Origin of the sequence: uncultured Sunxiuqinia sp., assembly GCF_947495665.1 — a bacterium.
Classification (GTDB): Bacteria; Bacteroidota; Bacteroidia; order Bacteroidales; family Prolixibacteraceae; genus Sunxiuqinia; species Sunxiuqinia rutila.
In genome coordinates, this window is the sequence record NZ_CANLZV010000022.1 from 1 (window position 1) to 20143 (window position 20143).

At 44.7% G+C, this 20143-nt stretch carries 17 protein-coding genes; 10 read left to right on the forward strand and 7 right to left on the reverse strand.

Annotation, left to right across the window (positions count from 1 at the left end):
• Positions 1-452 precede the first annotated feature (452 nt).
• Positions 453-3752 carry a TonB-dependent receptor gene (locus Q1A18_RS17875; RefSeq protein WP_299584002.1) on the reverse strand — a complete coding sequence of 1100 codons (3300 nt, stop codon included), beginning with the start codon at positions 3750-3752 and terminating at the stop codon, positions 453-455.
• Between the two features lie 469 nt (positions 3753-4221).
• On the opposite strand from Q1A18_RS17875, the gene Q1A18_RS17880 reads away from it, so the two are divergent.
• On the forward strand, positions 4222-7434 hold the full coding sequence (locus tag Q1A18_RS17880; protein ID WP_299584005.1) for a glycoside hydrolase family 2 TIM barrel-domain containing protein: 3213 nt from the start codon (positions 4222-4224) through the stop codon (positions 7432-7434).
• Positions 7435-7530: 96 nt separating this feature from the next.
• Here Q1A18_RS17880 and Q1A18_RS17885 read toward each other — a convergent pair whose 3' ends face one another.
• Positions 7531-7665 (reverse strand): hypothetical protein, encoded by a 135-nt coding sequence (locus Q1A18_RS17885; RefSeq protein ID WP_299584008.1) that lies wholly within the window; start codon positions 7663-7665, stop codon positions 7531-7533.
• 87 nt (positions 7666-7752) lie between these two features.
• Here Q1A18_RS17885 and nadA point away from each other — a divergent pair, with 87 nt between their 5' ends.
• Complete coding sequence (gene nadA / locus Q1A18_RS17890) at positions 7753-8745, forward strand: quinolinate synthase NadA (protein WP_299584011.1); 993 nt, start codon at positions 7753-7755, stop codon at positions 8743-8745.
• A 190-nt stretch (positions 8746-8935) separates the two neighbouring features.
• Positions 8936-9670: a hypothetical protein gene (locus Q1A18_RS17895; RefSeq protein ID WP_299584014.1), complete on the forward strand. Its 735-nt coding sequence runs from the start codon at positions 8936-8938 to the stop codon at positions 9668-9670.
• Positions 9671-9754: 84 nt separating this feature from the next.
• Here the strand turns inward: Q1A18_RS17895 and Q1A18_RS17900 are convergent, their stop codons facing one another.
• Positions 9755-10681 carry a CPBP family intramembrane glutamic endopeptidase gene (locus tag Q1A18_RS17900; RefSeq protein ID WP_299584017.1) on the reverse strand — a complete coding sequence of 309 codons (927 nt, stop codon included), beginning with the start codon at positions 10679-10681 and terminating at the stop codon, positions 9755-9757.
• Between the two features lie 169 nt (positions 10682-10850).
• Between Q1A18_RS17900 and dusB the strand changes: the two genes are divergently transcribed.
• From dusB to mgrA, 6 genes are all read left to right on the forward strand, one after another.
• Positions 10851-11864 carry a tRNA dihydrouridine synthase DusB gene (gene dusB / locus Q1A18_RS17905; RefSeq protein WP_299584022.1) on the forward strand — a complete coding sequence of 338 codons (1014 nt, stop codon included), beginning with the start codon at positions 10851-10853 and terminating at the stop codon, positions 11862-11864.
• A complete protein-coding gene (locus tag Q1A18_RS17910) occupies positions 11861-12244 on the forward strand; it encodes a DUF1232 domain-containing protein (protein WP_299584025.1) in 384 nt (127 codons plus the stop codon). Before dusB ends, Q1A18_RS17910 begins: the two co-directional genes overlap by 4 nt.
• A gap of 125 nt (positions 12245-12369) precedes the next feature.
• Complete coding sequence (locus tag Q1A18_RS17915; protein ID WP_299584028.1) at positions 12370-12705, forward strand: hypothetical protein; 336 nt, start codon at positions 12370-12372, stop codon at positions 12703-12705.
• Between the two features lie 130 nt (positions 12706-12835).
• Positions 12836-13591 (forward strand): sulfite exporter TauE/SafE family protein, encoded by a 756-nt coding sequence (locus Q1A18_RS17920; RefSeq protein ID WP_299584031.1) that lies wholly within the window; start codon positions 12836-12838, stop codon positions 13589-13591.
• Positions 13588-14307 (forward strand): class I SAM-dependent methyltransferase, encoded by a 720-nt coding sequence (locus Q1A18_RS17925; RefSeq protein WP_299584034.1) that lies wholly within the window; start codon positions 13588-13590, stop codon positions 14305-14307. Before Q1A18_RS17920 ends, Q1A18_RS17925 begins: the two co-directional genes overlap by 4 nt.
• Before the next feature lie 77 nt (positions 14308-14384).
• Positions 14385-15374, forward strand: coding sequence for an L-glyceraldehyde 3-phosphate reductase (gene mgrA / locus Q1A18_RS17930; RefSeq protein ID WP_299584037.1), 990 nt, complete (start codon positions 14385-14387; stop codon positions 15372-15374).
• Between the two features lie 77 nt (positions 15375-15451).
• Here the strand turns inward: mgrA and Q1A18_RS17935 are convergent, their stop codons facing one another.
• The 3 genes from Q1A18_RS17935 to Q1A18_RS17945 form a co-directional block, all read right to left on the reverse strand.
• Entirely contained in the window at positions 15452-16372 is a 921-nt protein-coding gene (locus Q1A18_RS17935) for a hypothetical protein (RefSeq protein ID WP_299584040.1), read from the reverse strand.
• A gap of 91 nt (positions 16373-16463) precedes the next feature.
• A complete protein-coding gene (locus tag Q1A18_RS17940; RefSeq protein ID WP_299584043.1) occupies positions 16464-18815 on the reverse strand; it encodes a TonB-dependent receptor in 2352 nt (783 codons plus the stop codon).
• Positions 18816-19019: 204 nt separating this feature from the next.
• Positions 19020-19376, reverse strand: coding sequence for a hypothetical protein (locus Q1A18_RS17945; protein WP_299584046.1), 357 nt, complete (start codon positions 19374-19376; stop codon positions 19020-19022).
• Positions 19377-19456: 80 nt separating this feature from the next.
• Between Q1A18_RS17945 and Q1A18_RS17950 the strand changes: the two genes are divergently transcribed.
• A complete protein-coding gene (locus tag Q1A18_RS17950) occupies positions 19457-19852 on the forward strand; it encodes a DUF3859 domain-containing protein (protein ID WP_299584052.1) in 396 nt (131 codons plus the stop codon).
• On the opposite strand, the gene Q1A18_RS17955 is transcribed toward Q1A18_RS17950, so the two are convergent.
• Positions 19849-20142: a hypothetical protein gene (locus Q1A18_RS17955; RefSeq protein WP_299584054.1), complete on the reverse strand. Its 294-nt coding sequence runs from the start codon at positions 20140-20142 to the stop codon at positions 19849-19851. The genes Q1A18_RS17950 and Q1A18_RS17955 overlap by 4 nt on opposite strands.
• Between the last annotated feature and the right edge of the window lies 1 nt (position 20143).

Consider the following 20143-nt stretch of genomic DNA (forward strand, 5'->3'; position numbering starts at 1 on the left):
GAACTTGTTTGCTTTCTGTTTCCGTTTTTAAGACGACTGGTTTCTGTTTTCGTTACACTCTGTATAGAACTTTTTTTTAACTATTTCTATCTTTTACCTTGAATTCGGTATTACAAATATACAACCATTAAATGGTTCTATGCAATACAAAGTACTATCTTTTTTGAAAATATTTTCATGAAAATCACCTAATTCACTGATTTAACACACATTAAATACCTAGAGAATTTTAATCTTTTTTTCGAAGGATGGAGCAAAAGGGCTTAAGATCACTAAAATGGACTTCCTTCTTATGCCAGAAGGCAACAAAAAAAACAGCAATGAGAGGGTGAAAAAAGAAGAAAAGAGTGCAGGTAGTAAAGAATGAGCCTTTCCTTAGAAAGGTGAAAGGCTGCCCGAAAACAATCGGGCAGCCTTTCTGCTGTTGTTAAAATTTATTTCCTATTCACTCGTTAGAAAAAATAGCGCACTCCAACTTGTAACTGCCAGCATTGATTATAATTCTCATAAGTTGAGTAGGTTTTTGTTGGGTATTCACCACCTACTTTAACCATTGAGAAAGTAGGAACATAATTTGCATCCCTACTCTCGTACTTTAGAATTGAACCGTAGTTACTTGCAGCCATATTTTTATTTACTCCCCATTCAGAATTAATAAGGTTTCCAACATTTAATACGTCAGCACTTAATTGAATAGTATGAGTAGTCTTGCCTACTTTTATCGAAAGATCTTCCAAAATACGCAAATCAAATTTGTGAACCCATGGAGCACGGGCTGCATTGGCTTCAGCGTATTCTCCCTTATGCTTGCTCAAATAATCATCTTGCTCAATAAATGCAAAAAATGCATTTTCATCTTCAGGCGAAACAAATTGAATATCACCTTTGGCTTTAGGAATATAGATTAGATCAGCATTTACTCCATCACTATTCATATCGTTACTATATGTGAATGAATTACCATAAGGTGAGTAACCTGAGTAGAATACGCTAATCGTAGTACCTCTCATAATTTTTGACTCACTGTGACCGAAACGGTAATTCAAAGCTCCAACTACCTTATCAGGAATTACATATTGAGAACGTTGAGCCTCTGCAACATTGGGGCCATTCACAGAAGTAACTCCACTCCAAGCAGAGTTAGCATAGCTGCCCGGCATACCGGAAACTTCTTTCATCTCGGTGCGGGTATAAGCAAGCATCAATTTCAAATCCTCGATTGGCTCTGCATTAACAGTCAAATTCAACGTATAACCATAACCTTTACTTGTATTAGTCAACACACAAGCATCGCGCACACCTTCCTCAGATGGAGAATACAAATAATCGGAGTAGATATAGCGATTATCTGGTCCTGAGAAAGTTTCCCAACTGTCAGTTGGAGTTTTCACTAAATAGTTTTCCTGCATCACGGCATTCACATTTTTCGTAAAAACACCTTCTGCAGTTACCGACAACGGGAAACTAACAGGAACCTGGAAATCGACTCCTGCTGCCGTTTTCCACACCTGAGGCATTTTAAAATCAGGATCAACACCAGCCACAGAACTCACTACACTACCATCCTCAGGAGTCACTTCTGTTTGGAAACCTAAAGTTGAAATCATCTCATCTACACTGGTTAATAATCCACCCGTCAATTTATCCAAATTAGCATCTCGACTCTTCACCGAACCATCTGGATTAAACCTAGTTTGAACTTTCATAAGTAATTGATTCATCCCTGCATTGGAAGGCATATTAGTGAAGAATACCAATGGCAAACGACCTGTAAACAGACCACTACCACCACGAATAACTAATGATTTATCGCCTTTAACATCCCAGTTTGCCCCAATACGTGGAGAAAGATTAATTTTAGCATCGGGCCATGCGCCAGTATCAATTTTGCGACCACCAAAATCCAAATCGTAAATGGCCTGATTTCGCATTATATCGTTTAAAAAGCTAATTCTATCCGCACGCAAGCCAAAAGTTAATTTCAAATTAGGCTTAACAGTCCATTCATCTTGTGCATAAAAGCCCAACTGGCTAAATACAACCTCATTCACAGGGTTCTTTTCACCGTTAGCACCATAAGTCAGTGCAAAATCTACCGGAGCGGCACCATTTAAGAAATCAGACAAACTGGCGTAACGATAATAACCAGTACCACTACGCATATAAGAGTTAGCCGCTGATTGATGCTCATAACTAATACCAGCAGTCAACTTATGAGCATCCAAGTAATAAGTAAAGTTATCTGTAATGGTGTAAATTTTATTTTTCACCCCATTATTATAAGTAAACAACTCGTAACCAGCTGATATATACGGATCCAATGCTTCAGCTCCGGATGCAATATCTCCACTCATAATATCTATGAAAGGGAATACTGACGAGTTCGTTCCACGCACATCCTGTATGTCTGAATAAGTTGCAATAACTTGATTCGACATCTTTTCATTAATTCGGCTATTCAATTCAATTGTCCCAGACTTGACCAGATTATCCATTGAATACATCGAATTAGCGTAAGACATCGAGTACTGAGAAATTCGGTTTTTATTGCGATCACGATATGCACCATCCGTTGAGTTCCCATTAGGAGCGTTCCAAGCCGTGTTCTTTGTATAATTGTAACGAATATTCATTTTATTCGCGTCATTTATATTCCAGTCCAAACGCAACAAATATTTAATATTCTCCTGATCTGCTGGGAAATCGGTAAACGATCCGGTATCATAACCGTATTTATTTTTCAAATGGTCTGATACCGCCTGAAGATCGCTAATTGTTGTTCTGGAAATTGTTTGCTCATCAGTTACACCGTCAGTCGAAGGTTTCCAGTTAACAACTTGTTCTGGACTTTTCTCTTTCTCAATATTACCAAAGAAGAATAACTTGTTTTCAATAATTGGACCACCCAAAGAAGCTCCATAAGTTGTTTTTGACTCCTCTGCTCGTTCTCCAAAATATTTATCGCCAATTTTATTACCGCGCATATCTTGATTGCGATAATAAGTATATCCGGTCCCCTTAAAGGTATTGGTTCCTGATTTAGTAATCGCATTGATCCCTCCGCCAATGAAGTTGGTTTGACGAACATCGAAAGGAGCAATAACCACTTGCACTTCTTCTATCGCGTCCATAGAAATAGGATTTCCACCACCAGGAAGATTTGAACCCAATCCAAAATTGTTGTTAAAGTTGGCACCGTCAACCGTGAAGTTGGTAGAGCGACCATCACCTCCGGCAAAGCTCATTCCATTGGCATAAGGCGAAATACGTGCAATGTCCGAAATGCTTCGGTTAATGGTGGGCATTGCGTTCATTTGTTCGTTCGAAATATTGGTTGTAGCCCCGGTCTTGGTCGTCCGGAAAGGGGAGGCTTGCGTACCAAGCACCACCACTTCTCCTACATCAACCGAGCTTTCCTTCATTGTAGCATTCAAAATGTAAGTTTCACCCAAGAATAGTCTGATATCAGTGAAAGTTCCTTTATTGTACCCAACAAAAGATACTTCAACCCGGTAAGGCCCGCCGGATCTCATCCCTTGCAGATCAAACAAACCTTCTTTGTTGGTAATGGTCCCGTACTGAGAACCTGATGGTTCATGAACAGCCAGGACAGTTGCACCCGGCAGTCGTTCACCTGATTCAGTCTCAACAGTTCCAGTCATTCCTGCAGTAGTTATCTGCGAAAAAACCGGAGAAGTTGCTAACAGCATCAAAGCGAATAGCAAAGTGTAATTTTTTAGTTTTGTTTTCATAGAAAATGGATTAAGATTAGTTACAAATAACACAAAAACATATTTGTCAATAATTAACAACTTGTTACAACTTTGTTAAAAATAATTACGATAAACAAAGGCCATCCTTCTCCAAGCAAAATCAAAAGATTCTACAAATTACAATTTTATGGTTTATAAAAATATAAGAGCAATCACATGTTCATATCTTTCGCCCCATTGTAGATAAGTTTTTTGTTAGCCAAAAAATCGAATAAGCCGTTCTTCCTTTCATTTTTACCTCACGAACACTCTTTTTTAGCTTAACAACTTGCAGAAAATGCCAAACAAAAACAGCAGCTTTTCCCCGTCCTTCCTGACCAAAACCATATTCCAAAAGTTTACAGGCTGTTAAACACGTTTTTTCTGCTTGCTTTTAAAGAATATTTTTAGGATTTTTGCTTCCCTACCGGTACCAACCAGTTAGGCTAACAAACGATAAACACTAATAATGAAAAACTATTACTACTCAATTACGCTGCTACTTGTGCTTTTAATAGGCCATTCATGCACCAGCAAATACAACGATGTTCCTTTTGAAGAGCCCAACCCAAAGCCCTGGGAAGATCCTGAGATTGTTCAAATTAACAAAGAAGCTCCCCGGGCTCACTACATTCCCTACACTACCATTGAACTAGCAGTTCAGGATGAAAAATGGAAATCGCCTTACCTGGCTTCACTGAATGGAACTTGGCAATTTCACTTGGCGCAAAACCCCGATGAACGCCCATACTGGTTTTTCAAAAACGACTACGACACCCGTGACTGGCAGGAAATTAAAGTGCCTTCCAACTGGGAAGTTGAAGGGTTTGACTATCCCATTTACACCAATGTAAAATATCCGCACGCCAAAACGCCACCACTCATTCAAAAAAATTACAACCCCGTCGGCTCCTATAAACGCACCTTTAAGATTCCTTCAGACTGGACGGACAAAGAAGTTATTTTGCACTTCGGAGCCGTTAGCTCAGCCATGAATGTGTGGGTAAATGAGCAATTTGTGGGCTACAGCGAAGACAGCAAAACTCCTGCTGAATTCAACATAACTCCCCTCCTGAAGAGCGGAAAAAATACACTGGCTGTAGAGATTTTCCGATGGAGCGATGCCAGCTACCTTGAAGACCAAGACTTTTGGCGCCTTAGCGGAATGACCCGCGATGTATTTCTGATGGCCCGTAACAAGCAACATATTCAGGATTTCAGCGTGAAAGCCGGCTTGGATGAGAATTACACCGATGGTCACCTGGCGCTGCAGGTTGAACTGGCCAATGTGCAGGCCGAAACCAAAAACCTGACTTTACAGGCTGAACTTTTAGATGGCGATAAGTCTCTGGTCAGTTTTGAACAGGAAGTTGAACTGAGCAATGCCGGCCAGATGCTTCCTTTTGAAGCAACCCTTCCGAAGGTAAAAAAATGGTCTGCCGAACATCCGAACCTGTATTTACTGTTGATCAAACTACAGGATGCCAATGGCAAAACACTGGAAGTTCTTCGTCAGGATGTTGGTTTCCGAACAGTGGAAATCAAAGACGCCCAACTGATGGTAAACGGAACCCCCATTCTGGTAAAAGGAGTCAATTTACACGAACACCACGATGTTACCGGGCATGTGATGGATAAAGAAACGATGTTGAAAGATATCGAGCTCATGAAAACCCACAACATCAATACCGTTCGTACATCACATTATCCCCAACCCGAATTGTGGTACAAACTCTGCAACCAATATGGTTTGTATGTGATTGACGAAGCCAATATTGAGTCGCACGGTATGGGTTACGGCAAAGAGTCGCTGGCCAAAGACCCCATTTGGGGTAAGGCGCACATGGACCGGACGGTCAACATGTATGAGCGCGACAAAAACCAACCTTCCATCATCACCTGGTCATTGGGTAATGAAGCCGGAAACGGGGTCAATTTCATGGCTACCTACAAGTTTCTGAAAGAAGCTGACCCGACACGCCCGGTTCAGTATGAGCAAGCGCACGGCGGCGAAAATACCGACATCAACTGTCCGATGTATGCATCCATTGGTCATATGGAAAACTACGCCAAGTCCAATCCTTCCAAGCCCTTGATTCAATGCGAATACGCGCATGCCATGGGAAACAGTGTTGGAAACTTGCAAGACTACTGGGATGTGATCGAAAAATACGATGTTTTACAAGGTGGTTGCATTTGGGACTGGGTTGACCAGGGACTGCTGACCACCAACGAAGCCGGAGAAACCTACTGGGCTTATGGAGGCGATTTCGGACCGGACACTGTTCCTTCGGATGGCAACTTCTGCCTAAACGGATTGGTTGATCCTGACCGTGGAATAAAACCCCATCTTCTGGAGGTAAAAAAGGTGTACCAAAATATTGGTTTCAAAGCCATCAACCTTCAAAAGGGCATTGTTGAAATTGAAAACAAATACAGTTTCACCAATCTCTCGGAACTGACTATCAGCTGGACCATTACTGCCGATGGACAAACAGTTAAGGAAGGAAAACTGACCAACTTCGAACTGACTCCCGGAGCCAAGCTTCAGGTAAACCTGGATTATACGATTGATCCGCAACCAGGAACAGAATACTTCCTGAACTTTTCAGCAAAAACAAAAGCACAACAAGGCCTGGTTCCAGCCAACTACGAACTGGCAGCCGAACAAATGAAATTACCGTTTGAGAAAGCGGCCAAGAAAATGAACACCGCCGAATTTCCGGCACTCCAGGTAAACGAAACGGATGCTTCAATTACCATCAATGGTGAAGGATTCAGTCTTGAATTTAATAAAACGGTTGGCGTATTGAGCAGCTTCAAAACCGGCGAAACCGAACTGCTAAAAGAAGGCCCGATTCCGAACTTCTGGCGAGCCCCCATTGATAACGACTACGGAAACAACCTGCACAAGCGTAGCCGCGTTTGGCGCAAAGCCGGCGAAAACCGGACTGTAAGCAGCGTAAAACTAACGCAAAAATCAACCAACGAGGTCGTGGTCAACTTCAAGTTTGACCTGAATAATGAGGCGGGTGAAAAAATTGCGGACTACAACTCAAGCTACACCGTTTATGGTAGTGGCGATGTAGTGGTTAACAATCAATTCAAAATGACCAAAGAGGAACTTCCTGAAATCGTCCGGATGGGAATGAACCTGCAAATGCCGCGTCAGTTTGACCAAATGAGCTGGCTGGGACGTGGCCCACACGAATCGTATTGGGACCGCAAAACCAGTGCATTCGTTGGATTGTATTCCGGATCGGTAGCTGATCAGCTCTGGGCTTACGTTCGTCCACAGGAAAACGGCAACAAAACCGATGTCCGCTGGATGACCATCACCAACAAACAAGGAGTCGGATTGCTGTTTGTTGGCGAGCCACTGCTGTCGGTAAGTGCACACCATAACATCATGGAGGACTTTGAGTCGCCTGAGCGTACCGATGGACGTCAGGCCCAAGGTGTAAAGCCGGTAAACCGTCACACCAACGACGTGAAAGAGCGCGAACTCACCTCTGTCAATGTGGACTACAAACAGATGGGAGTTGGTGGCGACAACAGCTGGGGGGCCTGGACACATGAGCCTTATCGTTTGACCGCAAAAAGTTACGACTATTCATTCCGCATGCGACCGGTTTCTGATAAAATCAGCCCAGTCGACAATGCGAAACTACAACTCGATTAATACAAATTACTCGATTCCCGAGTCAAATCCCTGTCAGATTATTAGCTGGCAGGGATTTTTTATTTTGATCTTACCGCTATCCCCAGCGAGCTGATTTTACTGAAGGTACGACTGACCAACGGTGCCCAACACATGGTAAAAGTAATAGTCACCCATTAAACGATGTTTGCCGAAATCTGGTCCCCCACTAACCATTCCTAGTCCTGACACACCCAGTGGATATGCGTTCATTCTCAAAACATTTAAAGATTGCTATATGTTTTTTTAGAGGAATTCTTAATTTTGCAGGCAATTATTCTGAAAAAAGGAGTGCTGACGATGGAAAAGTTATTGGTTCAGGAGATGTTGGAAGAGAAAGGTTTTATTGACGAAAAAATCGATCCTAAACTGAATTTGGTAAACGAGATTAAGCGGCTGAAACAGGAAAAAAATGCCGTTATTCTGAGCCATTACTATGTGGATGGAGACTTGCAGGACATTGCTGATTTCGTTGGAGACAGCTTACAGCTGGCGCAGGCTGCAGCCCAAACCGAAGCAGACATGATTGTTTTTGTTGGCGTGCATTTTATGGCTGAAACAGCCAAAATCATCAACCCCTCCAAAAAAGTGATTCTGCCCGACCTAAAAGCCGGATGCTCACTGGCCGAGTCAGCCCCTGCGGATAAATTTGCTGAATTCAAAAAACAATATCCTGACCACCAAGTTATTTCTTACATCAACTGTACTGCTGACCTGAAAACAATGACTGATGTGGTCTGCACCTCATCCAATGCCGAGAAAATAGTCAACAGCTTTCCGAAAGATGCCAAACTTATTTTTGCCCCCGACAAAAACCTGGGCAACTACATCAACAGCATCACAGGACGCAATATGGTGCTTTGGGACGGCGCGTGTATGGTTCATGAAAAATATTCGGTTGAGAAAATTATCGAGCTGATGGATCAACATCCGGACGCAGAATTTATTGCTCACCCCGAATGTGAAAAAACCGTGCTTTTGCTGGCCAAGCACATTGGGTCTACTAGCTCTTTGCTGAATTACGTTCAGGAAAACAAGGCCCAAAAATTTATCGTAGCTACTGAAAGCGGGATTCTTCACCAAATGAACAAAGCGTGTCCCGACAAAATTTTCATTCCTGCCCCTTCAAACGATTCTACCTGTGCTTGCAACGACTGTTCTTACATGAAGCTGAACAGCTTACAAAAACTGTACATCTGCATGAAACATGAGCTACCCGAGGTACAACTTTCTGCCGAGGTCATCGAACAAGCCAAGGTACCGATTGTTCGTATGCTCGAAATTTCGAAGTAAGTTTAAGAAAGAGCCCACAACCTGAAGGACAGTTTCTCCCCTGGAACAGCACTCAGAGAAAGCAAGAAAATACTGCGAACAGCCCGTAAATATTAACTTGTGAACAGGTAGCTGTTAATTAAAATAGGAAAGAACAGCTCAATTAGCTTGCGCGTAATTCTTATCTTCGTAGTACTCAAAAGAACTTAGTATGCCTTACCGCAGGTTGCCAAATACCGACCAAGCACGAATGAAAGCCATTGAGATGGCTTTGGAAAAAGGAAAGCGAACAGCCTATAGTGAATTGGCTTTCAGTCAGCTCACACTCAACAAGCTTCAATCGCTTTACCCCAATTTGTCCAACTGTATCCGGCAACTTCAGGCTGCCAAACAAGTACAGTTTGACCGGTCCAACGAATACGGCAACATCTTCAAAAAGGCTAAATTATACTTATCCCACTTCGTTCAGGTGCTGAACTTCGCCATTCAGCGTGAAGAAATGAAACCTGCTGTCCGCGAATTTTACGGGCTTCGTCCCAATGCCTTGGATGTTCCTCCACTCAACTTGGAAAAGGACGTTTTAGCCTGGGGAGAACGGATCATTCAGGGAGAACAAAGACGCTGCATGCAAGGCGGAAGTGCCATCTATAGCCCATCCATTGCCTTGGTAAAGGTTCATTATGAAAATTTCAAGGATGCCTTTCAGCATCAGAAAATTCTGCAAAACAACACCGATCGTGCATCCTTTAAAATGAAGGACATACGCGAACAGGCAGATGCACTCATTCAGCAGTTGTGGAACGAGGTAGAAGCCCATTTTGAAGGACAACCCGATGAAATTCGACGTGAAAAAGCCGCACAATATGGCGTGGTGTACGTTTACCGCCAGTCGGAACTGAAACGGATGGAAGCAGAAAAACTGCAGATCAATCTCAATTTCAACTAAGCTGCACCTTTCTTTTAAACCGGGTTCTTATACCTGCAACCGAAAGCTAAGGCTAATCGACAAAACTTCGATTTACGAAAACCATCAGGCTTCTGCGCCCACTCTTTTGCGCAGTATATAGACCAATGCAATGGTTAAGGCCAGACTCAAAACAGCCATCACTACAGAAGTACTCATCGAATCGCCATAGCTGTTCAATGATTCCATTGTTTTACTGCCGGTCTTTTCGGCATGCAAGGCCAAAACACCTAAGGCATTATTCATGAAGTGAGCCAGAATAGGCAACCACATCGACCCCGAATAAATGAGTAGGTAGCCAAATAAAGCACCTAAAACCAATCGGGGGAAAAAGCCAAAAAACTGCATGTGCAAAGTGCTGAATAAAAACGCAGAGATCCAAATTCCCCAATGTTGATTGCGGGTCATGTTCGTGAAAATCTTCTGAACCACCCCACGAAAAAGCAACTCCTCGCCAATAGCCGGAATTACGGCAATCATAAACAAGTTGAACAGCACCCCCCACACCGTTTCTACCGCAATAAAACGATCAATCAGGTTGGCAGCACTATCCTCCATGCTTCGCATCCAGTCTTCCATGCCGGCCAAAAAGCCGGGAAGATGCATATTCTGGTTCAGCTCGCCCAGGTAACCCACCCAGGGGCCGGCTGCCAGCACCGCAAGCAAACCAAGCAACAGATTGCCTGTCCGCACTTTTTGATCCAGGGTCAGGTACCGCCATACATTCCCTTCAAACAACCAAGCTAAAAGAAAGGGAGGCAATACAAAAAGCCCAATGGACTGAACCACCTGAAAATATTTCAACAAGTTTACCGTGTTCGGGTCCGAAGGATCAACCCCCGAAAGGCTGTTCATCATTTCGGAAAGCCCAACAATTGGCACAAGCGCAGCAATAGAAATAGAAAAGACAACCAAAAAGGAAACCAGAATAACAAATGCAGAGAAAACTAACTGTGTGCCGGGCTTCATCCCCCGGAATGTGGTAAAGGCCATAGTTAAAATTTTAAGTGCCCTAAAGATAAGTCGCCCGAAGCAAAAAAAAAACCGCAAAAAAGCCCCCCAAAACAGGTCAGCAGCCAGACTCTTTCCCGTCATCTTCAGGTACAAAACTCGAAACTCAAAGCTTCTTTATATATCTTTGTACCTTAAAAATTGGAGTAAAGTGAAGATTGGATCGATTGATTTAGGAGAAATGCCGCTGTTTTTAGCGCCAATGGAAGATGTGACTTACAAGTCGTTTCGATACATGTGTAAAAAATTTGGCGCCGATGTGATGTACACGGAGTTTGTGTCGTCCGAAGCACTGATTCGGGATATTGCCAAAACCAAACAAAAGATGCACCTTTTCGATTTTGATCGTCCGGTAGCCATTCAGATTTATGGGTACGACATCGATTCGATGGTAAATGCTGCCAAAGCCGTTGAAGAGTTTCAGCCCGATTTTATCGATATCAACTATGGTTGTCCCATGAAAAAAATCGTCAAGAAAGGGGCTGGTGCCGGACTGCTGCAGGATTTGGATAAAATGCAACGGATGACGGCAGAGATTGTCAAAGCGGTTTCGCTGCCCGTAACGGCCAAAACCCGCCTGGGTTGGGACGAAGACTCCAAAGTCATTCTGGAAGCTGCGGAACGCCTTCAGGACGCCGGTGTGGCTGCGTTGGCCATTCACGGCCGAACCCGCAAGCAATTGTATACCGGAAAAGCCGACTGGAGCCTGATTGCTGAAGTGAAAAACAATTCGCGCATGCACATTCCCATTATTGGTAACGGCGACATCAACGGGCCCGAAAAAGCCATGGAGTTCTTAAAACAAAGTGGTGTCGATGGCTTAATGATTGGCCGAGGTTCCATTGGCCGCCCCTGGATTTTCAATGAGGTGAAACACTACCTAAAAACCGGCGAAATTCTTCCTCCCCCCACCGTATCTGAAGTCGTTCAGAACTTGCGCGATCAATTACAACTTTCACTCGACTGGAAAGCCAACGAACGCTCTGCCATTTTGATGATGCGCCGGCATTTTGCCAAGTATTTTCCGGGCGTTCCCGACTTTCGGCAACACCGCATTCAACTCCTTCAGGCCGTCGAGATGGATGAAGTGCAGCGCATTCTTAACGAAATTGTTGAACACTATGGGCAGCTGCAGGTTGATTATACAAACATGAGTTTGAAATGATCCCGCACGATTACAAACAATTCTACAGCGAGCAATCGTTTAAGCAGAAATTGCAGCAGTTTGCAAAAACAGCCGGCCTGCAAGTTGCTTATGCCGCCTTGCTCCTGTTCTATCTGATGAAAGAACCTTCCGTTTCCGTCAAAGCCAAAGTAACCATTGCGGCAGCACTGGGCTATTTTATTTTACCCACCGATGCCATTCCCGACTTGGCCCCCTTGGTTGGTTTTAGCGATGACCTTGGGGTTTTGATTTTTGCCCTTTCCCAAATCAGCAACAACATCACCCCAGAGGTTCAGCACAAAGCCAAAAACCAATTGCGAGCCTGGTTTAAGGAGTTTGATGAAGCCAAGCTGGACGAAATCAACTCCAAAATATTCTAGCCCTTCCTGATCAGCTCAATACCCCAATAGCCAGTCCGCCCAGCGTATTTTTAACAGCCCTTAGCACTTCTTGGCATTGTTTTTGAATTTCATGAATCAGCAAACAAATTAAAAGCCTTGGAGTTATGAAAAAAACAATGCTGATCGTGCTTTTAGGAATGGCGTCTTTTTTACTGAATCCGGAAACAACACAGGCACAGGTGACTGTTGAGCACAAGCCAAGCCCGCCAAAGGTTAAGTTGCCCCTGCCCGAGAAACCCGGACCAGATTATCAGCTCATTCCCGGACACTGGATCTGGCACCGGCCCTCCAAGATGTACGTATGGGTGGGGCCCCACTGGGTGCTCCCCAAGGAAAACAGAAAGTGGAGCCCGGGGCATTGGCAAAAACAAAAGAAAGGCTGGAAATGGATTCCCGGTAAATGGAAGAAGATCAATAAGAGAAAATACTTTTTCAACTAATAATATTATTTTTTTTCATACTTGTTTGTTATGTGTTTTGGGTCAAAGGCCGGATTGTTCCGGCCTTTTTTTGGCTTCCTTCCCTTCGTTCGCTTCAACTTTACTATTTTTGTCCTTCTAAACAAACAACATGGAATTACTTTCACCCTTTGACTTAAGCCCGCTGCAGTGGGTTTTAATGGCTGTATGCGGCATGCTTATAGGTATGTCGAAGGTTGGAGTGCCGGGCGTATCCATGATCGTGGTTCCCATTCTGGCCTTCATCTTTGGAGGTAAACAATCCACCGGAGTTTTACTGCCCATTTTGATGATGGCTGATTTGTTTGGTGTTGGCTATTACCGCCGGCACGCACAATGGAGCTACCTGGTCAAAATCCTTCCCTGGGCCTTTATCGGCGTTGGTCTGGCTTTGTGGGTAGGCAAAATTGTGAACGACGAGCAATTCAAAGACCTCATCGCCATTCTGGTGTTTATGTGCATCGGGCTGATGCTTTGGAAAGACCGGCGAAAAGGGAAAAACTTTTTCCCCGACAGTTGGTGGTTTGCAGCATCCATGGGTGTTTTGGGCGGATTTGCCACGATGATTGGCAATGTGGCCGGCCCCATTTTTGCTATTTACCTGCTGGCCATGCATCTGCCTAAAAACAATTTTATCGGTACCTCAGCCTGGTTTTTTCTGATTCTGAATTTCTGCAAGTTCCCCTTGCACCTGTTCATTTGGAAAACCATTAGCTGGCCCAGCCTGAAAATGGATTTAATGACTTTACCGGCCATTGCGCTGGGGGCATTTCTGGGCATTTGGCTGGTTCGCATTATTCCTGAAAAAACCTATCGGACAGCCGTAATCGTTATTACCGCAATCTCAGCATTTTTACTATTGATATGAAACAGCTTCAGCATTTTTTCAAAGACAAAACCGTCCAGCAGGTCCTCGATGTCGGATGCGGATCGGGCGATTTCATCAAAGTGCTTAACGACACCTTTAATGGGCAGGTATCCATCACAGGAGTTGATCCGGGTGAGCAGTGGCTGAAAGAAGCACGTGCACGTTTCGCCCAGGAGCACATCTGTTTTTCGTGCATGAGTGGCGAAACACTGGCCTTTGAGGATGCCTCTTTTGATGTTGTTTCCTTGTCGAATGCGCTGCATCATTTAGCTGACCTGGAACAAGCCTTGAATGAGATGAAGCGCGTGGTCAAACCTGGCGGATGGATCATCATTAACGAGGTTTCGGATGGCGATTTGACCGAAGCACAGGAGAACCAAAAAATGCTGCATCATTTCAAATCGTTTGTCGATCGTTTGCACGGTATTCCGCATTGCTCAACCTGGACCGTTGACGAAATTCTGGACATTGTTCGTCAAAACAAACTGGAGATTGTAGACTCCTTCAGGCACCTTAAAACGAAGCAAGTCAATTTTGAATCCTATTTTCTGGATGAAAAGAGCCGGCAAATGGAAAGCCTGCTGGAAGAGCTGCAGGGACGACCAGAGTATGATCAGACCAAAGATCAGCTCCCGCTTTTCAAAGAGCGGCTGGAGCAACATGGCTTTCAGTCAGCCCCTCAGTTGCTGGTAATCGCCCGGCCAAAAGCCCGTTAAAACGCGCTAGCTCATTGGGGTAAATCATCAATTATTTTGTAATTTCGGGAGCACAGAACCAAAAACGAAATTAAATCATGACTTATCTGGCAAACAATGCACGTTACAAAACCATGACCTATAACCGGTGTGGCCGCTCTGGCTTAATGCTTCCGGCAATTTCACTGGGCTTATGGCATAATTTCGGCGGAGTCGATGTCTTTGAAAACGGACGCGCTATTCTGCGCCACGCTTTTGACAAGGGAATTACCCATTTCGACCTGGCCAATAACTACGGGCCACCTTACGGCTCGGCAGAAGAAAACTTTGGGAAGATCATGAAACAGGACCTCCGGCCTTACCGCGATGAACTGGTGATTTCGACCAAAGCCGGTTACGACATGTGGCCCGGACCATACGGAAACTGGGGAAGCCGCAAATACTTGCTGGCCAGCCTCGACCAAAGCCTGCAGCGCATGGGGCTCGAGTATGTTGATATTTTTTACTCGCACCGCCCCGATCCGGAAACCCCCTTGGAAGAAACCATGATGGCCCTTGACCAGGCTGTTCGCCAGGGAAAAGCCCTGTATGTGGGCATCTCCAACTACCCGGCCGAACGCACGCGGGAGGCGGCTCAAATCCTGCGTGATCTGGGGACTCCCTGTCTGATTCATCAACCCAAATACTCCATGTTTGAGCGTTGGGTAGAAGATGAATTGCTGGACGTGCTGGAGGAAGAAGGCATTGGCTGCATTCCGTTTTCACCCCTGGCGCAAGGCTTGCTTACCAACAAGTACCTGAAAGGCATTCCGGAAGGGTCGCGGGCTGCAAAGTCGTGGGGATTTTTGAAAGCCGACCAGGTAGAACCGGCCATCGAGAAAGTGAAGCAGTTGAATGAAATTGCCCTGCAGCGCGGACAAACGCTGGCGCAAATGGCCCTGGCCTGGATCATGAAAGATCAGCGAATTACTTCGGTCTTGATTGGCGCCAGCTCCGTTAAGCAGCTGGATGACAATATTGCCATGCTCGACTACCTGCATTTCTCGCAAAATGAGCTGCAACAAATTGAAGCGATTTTGAACGACTAAAATGACAAAAGCCGGCTGAAAAGTAATTACTTTTCAACCGGCTTTTGTATCCATTCAGTCCTTAAAGGCGTTTTATCTTACTTTTTAAAGGAGAACGTTGTGGTTCCGATGTTGTTTCCATCAGCAAAAATATCCACCGTATATTCGCCGGCAATAAGGGGTTGCTCACCATTGTTATCCCAGAAAATATTCACTGGCAGATCATTGCCTTCATAAGTCACCTCGCGCATGGCTGAGTAAGGAATGCGCAGGTCTTCGAACCGGAAAAGGTCGTTTTTCGATTTCAGCAGCAAGATTTGGTCTGGTCGCTGAATACGGACATAAATATTTTTGGCTCCGCGCTTGGCAGTAATGTTCTTTCCGAGGGTAAAATTCACCTGAATCTTTTCCGCTTTTCGACTGTTGTTCACATCATTACCACGAGAGTTAATTCCAAAAGCCGTCAAGCCTTTGGCCTCCAGGGCAGCGGCTTTCTCCACGCGCTGCGACAGGCGTTCTTTTTCCTTTTCCAAGCGCTGCTTTTGGCTTTCAATTTGGGCAAACTCTTGTTTCACCTGGGCGTTTTCCACCATCAGCTCTTGGTTTCTTTTATTCAGCGAATCGACCTGAGTAATGTAGTTCCGCATAATTTTACGCAGCGATCCCACCTGGTTCCGGTACATTTCAATCTGTTCGTAGCTGGCTTTCTTCACTTGCCCAATCTCCAGCATCAGGTCTTTCACCCGGGTTTGTGCCACAAAAAGCTGCGAGTTTACGGTGTCGTTATCTGTTTTCAAGCTGTCGTAACTCTGAACCATTTCCGTTAATTCCATTTGAATGGAATCCTTTTCGGCATTCAGTGCCTTAAGAATTTCCTTGTGTTCGCCACGCTGCAAAAAAAACAACACCACAACACCAACTAAAATAACGGCCAGAAAAATTACAATCAGGTTATTGCGTCTGTCCTTGTCTGTACTTCCTAGAGAAAACTTGTTCTTCTTCATTTGCGAATCGCCCATATTTGCAGAATTTTAGCTCCATAAACAACGCCCACAAAATTAATATTATTTTGTGGGCGGTCAAATAAAGAGGTGTTATGTAGCGAATGTACTAAAAGATATTTCCAAGCTTCACGCCAAAGTAGAAGGTACGAGGCGAAAGTGGCCCGTAAATGTAGCCCGGATCGCGGTCAATGCCGTGGTCAAAATCATCCTGATAAGCATCAAGCAAGTTCTTAGCACCGGCATACACTTGCAGCTGCAAACTTCCCGGAAGCTCAATGTTTTGACTTACTTTCAGCCCCAAATCAAAGAAAGAACCGACTTCATTAAGCTGACCTGCCTCCGGGTTGATCAAGGTATTTCCGAAATAAGGAACCAGCATCTTTCCGGTGTAATTTCCAGTAACCGAAGCCTTGAATGCAGCCGTTGGCGAGTAGGTCATGGCCAGGTAGCCATAACTGTCTGGCGTGCGGAAGAAACGACGCTCGTTGAATTCCTGTGGTGTATCGTATTCGCTTTTCTGAAAAGTCAGTCCTGACTGAAACATCCAACGGGCGCCTGGTGAGGCATTCAACTCCAGATTAACCCCCTGAACCTTTGCGCCATCTTCAGCATTGATTCGGGTGTACACCACTTCACCTTGCTCGTTTGGTGTTCCGTATTCATTCGTGAATGGGTTTTCCAGAACGGTGTAGAATCCTTCAGCCAGCAGCTGGGTTTGCCAACGACCAAAATCTTGTGAAATATCAATCGAAAAAGTTGCACTGTGCGAGTTTTCCTGTTTCAGGTTAGGATCATTTTCATGAATCACCTTGCGAGCTCCGGAAGTTTCAATGTGCAGGTCCTCATCAAAAATCTGAGGAGCCCGGTAGCCTTTGGCAAAGCTGGAGCGCAACTGGACTTGCTCTGACAAGTTGAACAGCAGGCTGGCACGCGGACTAAAAACATCGCCGGAAATATCACCACTCGATGTTGCTTTGTCGGAAATCGCGTAGTGTTCAACGCGGAAACCCAATGAAAAACGCCACCTATCGTTGACCCATTCGTTTTGAGCAAAAAAACCAAGGGTACTAACTTCCTGATCAGCGATGGTGGTTGTACCAACATGTTCCATGGTTTCTACATCCAGGTAGCCCAGTTTTTTGTCCGTTAAGGCATCACTGGTCAACTCCAATCCCATGACTAATTCGGAAGGGGCAAACAATAGTTTTTCGATATCGCGATGGTATTGCGATCCCAGTGAGTAAGCAAAATCGTCGGTGTTTCCATAGGCTGACAAGTCTTGTTCGGCTCCATAGTACGACCCGCGCTCCACCCACTGAGCTGCAGCAAAGAAACTGAGTTTATCGTGGTCGCGCATGAAATGATCGAAGGTCAGGTTGGCCGAATTGATTTGGTGGTCTACAGCCTCTGAAATATCTGCTTCGTGGTTAGGCAAGCTAAAATCATTGCCGCCCCGTCGCGACTCCTCAATAAAGAAGTAATCAAGGTTAATCTTCGAGCGCATCCCTACTCGTTGAAAAAAGCTGGCTCCAAAGGTGCTGTTAGTTATTTTCGCCATCTCAGAAAAACCATCGCCGTTGGCATCGTAAGGATCGCGCTCCCGTTTAAAACCATAAAAACTCATTCCGGAACGGTAATCTTCGCTTACAATGGAACCATTCATGCTGAGGTTAAAATCAGCAATGGCATCAGCACCAATCAATCCCAATGAGCTGTTAATGCTGTATGTGTCCTGAACGGGCTCTTTGGTAATCAGGTTGATGGTTCCGGCAATGGCATTGCTGCCGAACAAGGCCGATCCGCCCCCACGCACCACTTCTACGCGGTCGATCATGTTGGCCGGAATCAGCTCCAAGCCATACACCCCTGCCAAACCGCTAAATACCGGCCGGCTGTTAATCAGGATTTGCGAATAAGGCCCTTCCAGCCCATTCATTCGAACCTGGGTAAAACCGCAGTTCTGACAGTTGTTTTCCATGCGCAAACCCGGTGTAAAACTCAAGCCTTCGCTCAGCGTTACACTTTGAGTGGTCTCCATCAGCTTGGGGCTAATGGTACTCACTATAGTCGAGGCATCCCGGCGCGATTTCTCACTGCGATCAGCCGTTACTACCACCTGCTCCAGCCCAATTTGGTCCGGCTCCAGTTCAGCCAGCAAGGTAAGTGCTTTTCCTACTTTAAATTCGAATTCATACGATTTGGATTGGTAGCCAACGGCTGACACGACAACCGTCTGGGTCCCTTCCGGAATGCCCACCAATTTATAATGTCCGGTTACATCGGCGGCTGTTCCTACCGTGGTTCCTTTCACCATAATGGTTGCAAACGGGATGTGCTCATCGTCCGAACGTACATCTCCAAAGAGCATGGTATCATTGGGTTTTACCGTTGGAACTTCCTTACCCTGAGCCAGGGTGCAAAAAAGTGACATTAAAGCCACAATAAATATTTTTCTCATAACGAGTGCTGTGGTTTTTTTATTGGCTTCTGTTGAAAACCAATGCGTGATCAAGTAATTTTTGGGTTGAATTCATTCGTGAAATGACAACGAATGAATTGTTTTTTTGACAAAGCTAGGTGCCTGTTGAAGGATGTACAATCCCCAAATATTGGGATTTAAATCCCAAAACATAACATAATGACCAAGTTTGTCCCACTAAAATCAGACCACGGGAGGACCACGAAGATCGTTCAGATTGAATTGCTCGTACGAGTAGAAAAAGGCAAGCGGCTGCTCATCGGTATCAACAGCCACCGTTGTCAAACGAACCGGTTCAAAGGGTGTTGATGTATCCAGATAATCTAAAAAGAAAGCCTGATAGTAACAGATTTCCGAATCGCTGTGCGAATGGTGCTTATCGCCTTCTGAATCATGCTTTAAAGGGTGAGCATGTTTCACCACCATGCCATTCGAAAGCACATGCACGTGCATGTTCTGCATCGAGTTAGCCAGCAGGGCCAGATAGACTGGCAGAACCAGAAGAATAAATACTTTTATATATTTGTACAAGCGTCTCATGGAGGAGTTGCAAAGATAATTACTCCGCGCTTATTTGGAATAACTCTTAATAAAAGAATCGAAAAAAATTTAACATACCCTTGGCAAAGAAAAAGATCGATATTGTGCTTTATAGTTATGGTGAATACAGTCCCTGGGACCGATCGAACCGGGACTTACCCAAAATCAGGGAAATCACCGAAATCATTGAAGCAGAAATCGGAACCGAATTTGGCTACATCTTGAAAATACGGAAAGGAAAAGGGAAAAAACTGGAGTTTCGGATCATTCATCCGCCGTTTAAGGATGAACATGGAGCCATTGCACCCGACTTTACCGGGGAGTACTATATAAACAGCAATGACTATTCCTTCTTTCTGGGTGATTGCATCTGGGAACCCCTTGAAGACAAACTGGGCCCGTGGCGCTTAATCACCTACCTCGATGGGCAGGTGATTGCAGATAAAACATTACAATTGGTTGCCAAAAAACCTTAGGCTTCCTTCTCGATCAACTCTGCGAGTTGGGCATAAGCAGCATCGCAGGCTACCAACAGGTCTTCACCAATTTTACGATAGTGTGCTTTAATTAATTTCGGATTGTCTTTCCCGTCCGGATGATTTACCCGTTGACGCAACTCCTGATGCTTGGCCATCACTTCACCGGCTATTTTGTAAGCAGCATCCTTATCTGCATTTTCAAAATAACTGCTATACTGAAAACAATCAACAACTACCAAGGATACTAAATAATCAATGTCCTTTTTAAGATCGCGGATACTTGCCATA

Excerpts from the sequence above, each read along its gene's own strand:
- Q1A18_RS17875 (WP_299584002.1), bottom strand. The coding sequence starts at position 3,752 with ATGAAAACAAAACTAAAAAATTACACTTTGCTATTCGCTTTGATGCTG.
- Q1A18_RS17880 (WP_299584005.1), top strand. The coding sequence starts at position 4,222 with ATGAAAAACTATTACTACTCAATTACGCTGCTACTTGTGCTTTTAATA.
- Q1A18_RS17885 (WP_299584008.1), bottom strand. The coding sequence starts at position 7,665 with ATGAACGCATATCCACTGGGTGTGTCAGGACTAGGAATGGTTAGTGGG.
- nadA (WP_299584011.1), top strand. The coding sequence starts at position 7,753 with ATGGAAAAGTTATTGGTTCAGGAGATGTTGGAAGAGAAAGGTTTTATT.
- Q1A18_RS17895 (WP_299584014.1), top strand. The coding sequence starts at position 8,936 with ATGCCTTACCGCAGGTTGCCAAATACCGACCAAGCACGAATGAAAGCC.
- Q1A18_RS17900 (WP_299584017.1), bottom strand. The coding sequence starts at position 10,681 with ATGGCCTTTACCACATTCCGGGGGATGAAGCCCGGCACACAGTTAGTT.
- Q1A18_RS17910 (WP_299584025.1), top strand. The coding sequence starts at position 11,861 with ATGATCCCGCACGATTACAAACAATTCTACAGCGAGCAATCGTTTAAG.
- Q1A18_RS17915 (WP_299584028.1), top strand. The coding sequence starts at position 12,370 with ATGAAAAAAACAATGCTGATCGTGCTTTTAGGAATGGCGTCTTTTTTA.
- Q1A18_RS17920 (WP_299584031.1), top strand. The coding sequence starts at position 12,836 with ATGGAATTACTTTCACCCTTTGACTTAAGCCCGCTGCAGTGGGTTTTA.
- Q1A18_RS17925 (WP_299584034.1), top strand. The coding sequence starts at position 13,588 with ATGAAACAGCTTCAGCATTTTTTCAAAGACAAAACCGTCCAGCAGGTC.
- mgrA (WP_299584037.1), top strand. The coding sequence starts at position 14,385 with ATGACTTATCTGGCAAACAATGCACGTTACAAAACCATGACCTATAAC.
- Q1A18_RS17935 (WP_299584040.1), bottom strand. The coding sequence starts at position 16,372 with ATGGGCGATTCGCAAATGAAGAAGAACAAGTTTTCTCTAGGAAGTACA.
- Q1A18_RS17940 (WP_299584043.1), bottom strand. The coding sequence starts at position 18,815 with ATGAGAAAAATATTTATTGTGGCTTTAATGTCACTTTTTTGCACCCTG.
- Q1A18_RS17945 (WP_299584046.1), bottom strand. The coding sequence starts at position 19,376 with ATGAGACGCTTGTACAAATATATAAAAGTATTTATTCTTCTGGTTCTG.
- Q1A18_RS17955 (WP_299584054.1), bottom strand. The coding sequence starts at position 20,142 with ATGGCAAGTATCCGCGATCTTAAAAAGGACATTGATTATTTAGTATCC.